The following is a 5,133-nucleotide window of genomic DNA, read 5'->3' as shown; positions in this document are numbered from 1 at the left end:
TTGACTTCCGAAAGCTCATTATGAAGGGCTGTCATTCGTTGACTGTATTCAAATTTATTCTGTCCAGCCATGACCATTTTCCAAGAGAATTTATTCCGCTCTGTTATTGGTAAAATTGTACAGTGAATGTGAGGATTTGTTTCATCAAGATGTACTATAAAAGCTGCGATATTTTTTTCACCATATTTTTTACTCATAAACTTGTACATATCAACAGCCCATTTTTCTATTTCTGAATTACGAGTAATCTTTGAATTGTCAGCTTCTTTGTCCAGGCTTACATGTTGCTCGCCGAATGCCAAACGGTGCATCTGATCCCTTGAACCGCCCAAGATGAAATTTGCAACAGTTCGATACTTTGGTTCCGGAAGTCCGAGGTTAGGGTCTATTATATTCCTTGCCTTCAAATTATCTTTGATTCTTTGTGTGATTGAGNGTTTTTTGTCGACAGGAGTTATTACCCCACCCTTGCGAACCTCAAAGTTAAGATGTTCACGGGTTGGATCAAAAGCATATGATAGTTTTCTCTTGTAGGCTTCCGCAGAGAAGTTTCGCAGATGCTCATTACTTTGAGCAACAGTAATGCCCTTTGTGGGCATGAGATCNATTACTTGTTTTGCCATATATTTCTTTTTTTTAATATTTTTCGATGGGGGGGTCAATTAGTGGTAATATTTATAAAACTTNCTTCTCCCNTTTTCTAAACTTACACATTGAGGGGTCAACGGTGGGGTCAATGTTACATTTTGTCACTTCAAGGGGGTCAAACATAGGGGTCAATGTAACAAAATGAAAGTTTTAAGGGGGTCAACCCCTTTTCTAAANAAGAAATTTTACCCATAAAAAANANGNTANTATTAGAACTGTCATTTTGTAACATTTANAGGGGTCAACANCTTCATTTTATAACATTCAGAGGGGTCAACGGTGGGGTCAATGTAATATTCATAGGGGTCAATGGTTTACAAACGTCTATTTTGTATACCCATTTTGGATTTTTAGAGGTAATCGTCGTCTAAACCCTCGGAGAGCCTAATATTGACACGGCTTGCCGCACGAAGTCCCCCTCTTTTGGGGTGTCAATTCCTCCAAATTTCTATTTGGGGGGTATTAGGCTACCTCCCAATATAAAATAATTTATTTCGTTTGCAAAACGATTCNTCATGCGCAAGCGCATGTACAATGACTTTGTCTTTTTCATCTGTAAANATTAAAAATGAAATGTCAATTTAGATTTCTCCGAATGAATTAAGATTCTCACCATCATTTCTTCGTCTCTTTTTTGGGTACAAAAATAACAACGCCTTTTTGAAGTCTAACCATTTTGCTCGTGACAACATTGAAGACTTCCAAAATCTCCATTGCTTCCAAATTTTGGATGAACTTCATGACAGAAGGACGACTCCATCCCCAAGACTTTGATAAGCACTCTATGTTTGCGGCCATNTCCTCTTGTTTNCTCTCNGATATACAATGACGNACTACGAGATCACGAAAGGCTTGNAGACGAGAAAAACGCCTTGTGTTCTTGTAAGTGTAGTCNCCACAGAGANANTCTAACAAAGCNGAAGGCATCCTTACATCATATTCTTTGTTGTCAGTTTGAACTGTTTTTTTATCTATCATTTTTTCATTAACCATTATCGTTTTTTATTGTAAATATTAGATGTAAAAATCAGGCTTTTTCCCATTAACTTNTTTATATAAAAATCATGATTAAATAAAGGTCATGCTGCCTTTCTTTCTTCCATGTATTTTTGTGGTATTGTTTTTCTTCCTTTGGGGGCTTCGAAGTCTTGGAAATTAGGATAAAATAATGCNGCCATTGNGATGACGTAAAGCACCTCTGAAAGCAATATATATCTTCCTTCATCGAAGAAAGAAAACANTATTATTATGCAGGATATGGCTATCANGATTTTTTTACTGTTATGTATTTCCGTGAATATTCTGTTCGCTAATTTATAAGAGAAGAANAGCAATGTTATTCCAAAAGTCAGGAGATAAANAACAGGACGNGTGAGGAAAGGATATAGNTAATTATTCATCTTTCGTTGCATGAAAGGAGCTGCAGTTTTCTTTCCGCTGATACTAAGCTGTTCCAGTCTTTTTTCCTTTGCCATTGTTTTATATGTGGCNGCCACTTCTCCAGATGCAAAATTGTCCACACCTTGAATGCAGAGAAGAAATAATAAGANCAATAATGTAAAGAATTTTCTTGGNTTTTCCCTNTGTTTCATCTTATCATAAAAGTTGATAATATAGGNACCCAGNCTCCAAGCCAACTTCTTTATCTTCGACATATGGGGTTGTGCTGCAGCAAAAACATTCCTATAATTTTTCACGCTTTCCCTTCTNGGNTTAATTAGAAAATGGTACAGGAAAGGAATGGTCGTNAACACAACGAAAAGTATCAATTTTAATATTAACATCACCATATTTCTTTCAATTAAAGTTCGACAATGTTTCTGCGTATGATTCTTGCTCCANAATGTCCTTTTGAAGCCTTGGTTTCCGCTTTCTTTCAGAAAGTAGCTGATAGTACATTGTTTCCAAACTATCAAAAAAGAAGACTGTCATTGAGTCTATGATTCCATAGTTGGTCGAAGAAAGGTAGATTACAAACATTTCATCTTCTACAGGAGTCGAGTATGCTACCACCTTATATATCTTTCCGCTTTCTTCCCTCGAGGCATAAAGAACGTGTATATGCAATTTCTCTACCAATTCTGATACTNCATTTTCTAACATGTTATGTTCATCCATGTTGAAAACAACCTCTGTAAAATAAGTGTGTTTGATAANGCCTATCTGTTGTTCCGTAAAATAGTGAGGGAGCAACTTTATCAACTTTTGATAAAGCAGGAGGATGGAACGCTTGTAAGTTCCGTCTTCAAGTTTGTTGTAGTCTAATGCTTTTTCCATACGATTTTTATTTATAAAGTNGCAGAAATATAGGATTTAAGNAAATAATCGGCCAAGGTAGTTATTAGTTTGTTCTCTTCTTCCTTTGTTTTTCTTTTTTCATCCAGACGNTTTAAAAGCACAGGGAGTTCTTTGGAAAGTTCCATTAGTTCTTTCCTTTGTTTTTTNGTCAAAGTTGCAGTTGAATAACTNTCCAACGANACATAGGGCTGAATNAGCATCCATCGGTAGCTTATCCGTTGCTCTTGGTCGAGTTTTTTNTTGTTTAATATATCTTCCCTGCATGCAATGGCATTTTGCATGATACGNCTGTTAAAGCGCATTGTAAGATACAGCATCGTCCTGTCATTCACTTCATCTTCTTTTTGACCAACTGAAGAATAAAGGCGGTCAAAGAGTCTTGTTGTTTTTTGAGTCAATTGCTGCATCTCATTCGTGGGAACATTACTAAGATGTTCCATAAGCGANCGAAAGCACCTGTCTTCCTCTCTGATAAAAGCAAGCAACTGGGATTCCTGCTTAAAGTCATGGGTACTGTTCAGTAGTTTNTTATAGCTAATCAATATTTGTGGTAACCTGTTAATAGTTTGCACTTTATCAAGGCTGNCATAAAATTCGGAAGCNTTTTTATAGGTATCNGAGCTTTCGATCTTTGCNCGTTCCCCTGCCGTATTGAGTTTGAGGTACATTACATCCTGAAGCGAACGTTGTNTTGAGAATGCTAATCGTGTTAGTTCCGTTCTCATCGAATCGGAAATAACAAAATATGCAAGAGCTATCGGACTTTTCAAATTAACGGTAGAGTCTTTTGAAAAGACACTGTACGACGAGTCCCGTAGTTCTTGCCACTGTGCCGTNAACTTTGTTACTTTCTCGATGTCGGCATCCTTGCAGGATCTCACTTCCGACAATTTTTCTTTGCAAGCCTCTATCGCTTCGGTAGAAGTTTTGAANGACGGATGTCTCGTACATGAAAANGAGACAAACACNGTCAATGCAAGCATTGGTGATAGGTGATTTATTTTCATAAAAATATTTATTTAACGATGGCGAAGATACAAACCTTGCCGTAAAAATGATNGATAAAAAAAATAAAAGTCTTATATTAACGTTTTCAAAATCTTCAGGGGAGAAATTTTCATTGCTCAATAAAGAATGAAACAATATATAAGTTCCAAATAATACATATTTGGAACTTATAATAACAATGAATATTCTCTGACTCGTTTTGCTCAAATGTTAATATTTTAGGATATAAAAAAATGAAACTAATCAGTAATATTAGCATTATTTTCTTTTTGGTTTAGAAATCTTACACAAACTGCACTTATAGCAATGGCAAGGATAGATACGGAGGGGAGTGTCTCTGCACATNCTATTCCAGCACAAAACGCCATAAGAATTAAATGTGTGAGTACTACTTCTCTGTTGGAAAACTTTTCTCCTGTAAGCATTGAGAAGAATGCGTTTTTTGTGTTCCACCATTTATTGGCACCTTCAAATANCGATACCGTCTTATTTTTTTGGATTGATAATGTTTTCATTTCTTCTGTATAAAAGTGTTTATAAATTGAGTTCGTTATATATAGGATTAATATTAGGTGTTCAATTCCATCCATTGAGCTTATAGACTTGCTGTCGTGCCTCTTGCCAGCTTGACACCCAACGTATGNCAATGATATAATTGTCCATTCTACGCTTCATTATAGTCCAGCCTTTTCCTGCTNTTCTGAAAAAATACCTGTTTGTCTTTGTTTTCATTTTATTTCTTATTTACATGGTTATTGATTTGTGGGTNGCTTTATACTTCGTTGACGAGTTTCAACAGTTCTTCTTCAGACTTAANCTCTGTCCCGTTGTAATAAAAATGAGTATCAAGCGACCCATTGATGTAACTATCAAACAACTCTCGACAACATTCCATTGTATCAACAAAGTAATAGACTACCTTAAGCCAAAGTATCTCCATGAGACAATTTCTCACATTAGAGGTATTACAGCCAGCGACCTCAATTGCTTCATCTAAATCTTCATTTGTCCAGNCGAAACCAAAATTGTTTTTGAACTCGTCCAATTGCTTGTCCCAATTAGAAAAACCTAATGCAGNTAAAATCATTTCGTTGTTTGACATAATCTTNTATTTTGAAGTTTATTATTATTCTGGGCAACCCGATTCTCAACCTTTAAGGATTTTTCGTTTCTTCGACC

Annotated in this window: 1 protein-coding gene; it reads right to left on the bottom strand. The window is 36.0% G+C overall.

Translation table 11 applies throughout. From position 1 onward, the window contains the following. Positions 1 to 599, bottom strand: a 599-nt coding sequence (mobV, locus tag HMPREF9304_RS11955; RefSeq protein ID WP_445236344.1) for a MobV family relaxase, incomplete at its 3' end; no start/stop codon positions are given. Between the last annotated feature and the right edge of the window lie 4,534 nt (positions 600 to 5,133).

Source organism: Hoylesella timonensis S9-PR14 (genome assembly GCF_000762405.1).
GTDB classification, from domain to species: Bacteria; Bacteroidota; Bacteroidia; order Bacteroidales; family Bacteroidaceae; genus Prevotella; species Prevotella timonensis_A.
Note: the sequence above shows the minus strand (reverse complement) of the source record. Positions and strands in the feature narration are given on the sequence as shown.